General features: G+C 43.8%; 4 protein-coding genes. 2 read left to right on the top strand and 2 right to left on the bottom strand.

Translation table 11 applies throughout. The annotated features are described in order from the left end of the window. Together NT178_16425 and NT178_16420 are read left to right on the top strand one after the other, a co-directional pair. Positions 1 to 387: hypothetical protein (locus tag NT178_16425; GenBank protein MCX5814107.1), on the top strand; the 387-nt coding region annotated here is incomplete at its 5' end. Between the two features lie 137 nt (positions 388 to 524). Further along, positions 525 to 962, top strand: coding sequence for a rhodanese-like domain-containing protein (locus tag NT178_16420; GenBank protein ID MCX5814106.1), 438 nt, complete (start codon positions 525 to 527; stop codon positions 960 to 962). 262 nt (positions 963 to 1224) lie between these two features. Here NT178_16420 and NT178_16415 read toward each other — a convergent pair whose 3' ends face one another. After that, positions 1225 to 1614: a hypothetical protein gene (locus NT178_16415; GenBank protein MCX5814105.1), complete on the bottom strand. Its 390-nt coding sequence runs from the start codon at positions 1612 to 1614 to the stop codon at positions 1225 to 1227. An 817-nt stretch (positions 1615 to 2431) separates the two neighbouring features. Then, positions 2432 to 4128 (bottom strand): conjugal transfer protein TraN (gene traN / locus NT178_16410; GenBank protein ID MCX5814104.1); only part of this gene is annotated, 1697 nt, incomplete at its 5' end.

The following is a 4128-nucleotide window of genomic DNA, read 5'->3' as shown; positions in this document are numbered from 1 at the left end:
TACAGCCCTAAAGAGATGAGGGACTACTTCTCCTTTATCGATAATGGGTATGCCCTGTATACTTCGAAAGGGAATGCGGTCATGCTCGACAAGGCAATCAACCTCAGTCAGAATGCCTATGGACGGATGAATCCGGGAATGCATTATCTCTATCTCCGTATCAGTCAGAAAGACCCCTTTGATATCCTCTACTGGACACCGGCAATCACGTTGATTGCCGATACTGATGATAAAAGCTTCACCCTTATGCCTGAACTTCTCTATACCGGTATCACAAACTTTGAACTCCGGTTAAGAGGAGGACCGATTGTCGGCACCAGAGGCAGCGAATATGGTGAAAAACAGAACGATTACCGGATAGATTTCAGGGTAAGGTACTATTTTTAGAGGAGTCGAACGTTTCTCATGCTTATTGTCTGTCATACTCTATTGACAGTGTTTTTGTTTGTTGGTATATTTGCCAACAAACAACAGAAGTACCATCCCGAAATGGAAGATGGCAATTTAAGATATGGAGGTAAAATATGAAGAGAGTGGTATTGGCAAGCTGTTTACTATTGATGTGTTTTTCTTCGGCAGCATATCCTGAAGAAAACAATCTGGAACAATATATTTTAAATTTCAGCTATCAAGAGCGAAAAGACATGAAAATCGACAGCAGGGAACTCGTAAAACTCATAAAAGAAAAAAAGATCCAGTTTATAGACATTCGCTTTAAAGAAGAATTTGAGGCGTGGCGAATGGGGTTTGCCGTTAATATTCCGCTTAATGAACTTCCGAAACGCCTGAACGAATTGGATAAAAACAAGATTATCGTAACGGCGTGTCCCCACAAGGACCGTGCTACCATCGCCATGGTTTATCTGAAAACAAAAGGGTTCAAGGCGAAATATCTCGAAGACGGCCTCTTGGGTCTCGCGGAATATCTGCGGGGAGACAAGGCAAAGGATTTTGTAAAGTAATTCTGAAGGGGAATCAAAGGAGACATCCTAACATTTCCAACAGGTTGCCAGCATGTTATTGCCCCATAATGTTGTATATCGGTGGCAAGCACTAAATGCTCTATAAGAGCTCACTATAAAAAAACCGGTGCCTAACAAGTCAGCCTTGAACCGGCATTTTAAGCACAGTTAGAAACCAATGAAAATAGCCCACGTGAACCTTCCATATATCCGGGCAACAGAACGCGTACCGGGGCCGGTTGACAAAGAAGATAAAAATACTCTATGTAAATGAATCTACCGAATGGGAGATGAGACCATGGTCGAGGAACATATATGCAGGAAGTGCGGAACCTCCTTCGTAGCCATACCTGGAGCCGAAGAGCCGCCTGACTGCCCTGAATGCGAGAAAACCGAAATTGAAAAGCTTGAGGATACCACTTTCGGAAGAACCACTCCTCCTGAATCCCCAGCTCCCAAAAAACCTGTGTCTTCCTGAAGGTAGTCCCGAGGATGGCATGGCCATCTTGGGCCTGATCGGATACTGCGCCGAAAGTCTATTCTCAGATAGTCTCGATGAAAAGACTTGTCTCTTTTTCCTAGGAATAAGGGCAAGCATTTCGGTTGAAAAATTGAGACTGGTAGCGCACAATAATCGCCGAAACAAAACCATGCGATAACTCTTGGGACCACGCCTCGGTGGATTCCTCAATAAGCGACATTTTAAACCATCATTTTAAATCTACGGCAGAGGTAATAAAGTGGCCGTTTCACAAACAAATAGCTTTGCAAAAGTTGAAGAACAAGGCTTAATATCAATAAACAGGGCCGAAAATGGTCTTTAAATGTTATATTATCAATGGTCTACGCCATCAAAGACTCAAGAGGCTGAGGAATCAGTGAGCAAACAACAGTAGTGCAGTTTATTGGATTTGATGTGAAAGGCATGTAAATGCTAAAGAATTAAATCATTGAGAGGTCATTAAGGAGTCAATAAAAAGCCCTTAAAATTGATATTAAGCCAAGAACAACAATTACCACTTTCTATACGTACCAAAATTCATTGTTACCTTATATGGAAAGATCATTATCTATGACGCTTAAGATTGTCATTCGAAATGGTATGAATTATTTCTTTGTGAAAAACGCCATTACAAGGAAATAATAAGCGGGAGTAAGATCTAATAATTCCTACCATAAAAAAGGTATTTTCTCAGACCATGAGGGGTGCGCCTTATAAACGGTAATCAATAAATCCAGCCAGAACCCTGATTGCAGATTTGAAAGCGAGTATACTCCTTGTTTGACCAAAAGTATTAACTTCGGAAGTACAGCCGTAGTCTGCTATTACAGAAAACAAGTCGCCAGGTGCTTGCACATTTCATTCGGTTATCAATAGATCAAGGCAGGAACAAGTCCTATTTGATCAAAACTATTGACTACGGAAGTTATTATTGTCGTCATTGTCTCGCCAATACCACAATTCTTTCCTATTCAAACTTTGCCTTCACTGAATTTGAAATATTTTCAATCTCTTCCGGCGTAAGTTCAACCTTACTCGTAATATACTGCGTATATTCAGTCAAGTCCATTTGGGAGAAATCTAACGATGCAAGCTCCTGAACAGTAAATCCCCTGCAATAAAGCGGGGAATTACCTCCCCCCCATAACATCCCTAACTGTGGCCGACCCTGCTCATGTATTATTCTGGCAAGGATACTGTTGAAACAGCAATATCTATTAGTCTTCTTTGTGAAGAGCAGGAGTTTTTTGTCTCTCTTGACATCCACTAAATGACATAGTTTGAACCCGAGCTTTAATGACGTTTCCATATCCTCTTCCGTACATGCAAACGTTATATCATAAACCATTTTCCCTATCGAATATGCCAAATATAGCACACCCACTACCGACACAACGGTTCCCAATGCTGAGATCGCCAACGACGGAGCTACAACTGTCGTGGCTGCCGTCGTCCCGCCCGTCATTGTCGTTGTCATGGTCGTTGTGCCAAAAGCGGATGTTATTGTGGTTTGGGTTATGCACACACCCGCTTCTTCCATTGCCACTGTGGTCGCCGCACCGTATCCTAATTGGGTAGCAAGGGTATTTGCACTGGCTGTAATTGTACTTGCATACGATGCCGCCACTCCTTCAACGCCCAAACTGGCATAATTATACATACTGTACATACTGCTTGCCATGCTCACATAATCACCGATGGACATTCCCATTGTGGTAGGTCTGCAACAGTTTTCCGGGCTTGCCTGACATTCCATCGCCTTACCCGGGAATATCTGTAAATCCCCGCCATTCGGCATTGAATCCACCCTCGCCATATTGAGAATTTCCCCCGCCGCTAACGCCTTGCCCAGGTTTAAGTTTGCATCGTATGACGCATCGGCACATTCAGTGCCTATGCAGCGAATCTCTCCCGAGCAGTTGTAAGCAACAGTATATTTTGTTATTCTTTCTGGACCGCACTTGTATGTGTGCTCATACTGGGTACATTGTGCATCCAGACATTGCGAACTGTAATGTACGCACCCCTCGTCAATAAGCGTCTGGCAGTTGTTTGTGTTTTCGCTGCACGAAAATTTTATTCTGGAACACCATAAATCAAACCCTTCCCGTATGCCCGGACCGCCGTTTACAGTCTGCCACGTAATCGGCAGCCCGTTTTCATAAGTCGTGAAAGTGTCTGTCAGGGGAGTCGGCGTAGACAGGGTATCGTTGATGGTTGCAGTTGCAGAATTGTCACCCGGAGGACATATCGTATACCCTGTGGTTAACGCGCTTGCATGATCCTCGCAGGTGGGAGTATATGTATTGCCTGTTTCCTCCGAGTCTTGTATGAGCCACGTGCAACCGGTGCATGAACTTTTACATTTTGCATAATCCGTAACTTCACATTCCTGCAGCCATCTTTGTACATCATTCATATTACATGTGCTGTCCGAGCGGAGAAAGACTCTTTCTATTGTCGATGGCTTTGTCACAACATAGAATTTTGCCCATGTACCGCGCCCTATTCTACTTCCCGAATCTCCCCACACCGATATGCTGTCTATCCCCTGCCCAAGATACACCCACCCTTCCGGCAATGATTCCTCATCGTCCACAGAAAAACCTGTGGGGCATTGCCCAAAACAGTAGGTGCATCCGCCTATCACAGCGCACATTGCAG

It is taken from the genome of Pseudomonadota bacterium (assembly GCA_026388255.1).
Classification (GTDB): Bacteria; Desulfobacterota; Syntrophorhabdia; order Syntrophorhabdales; family Syntrophorhabdaceae; genus JAPLKB01.
Note: the sequence above shows the minus strand (reverse complement) of the source record. Positions and strands in the feature narration are given on the sequence as shown.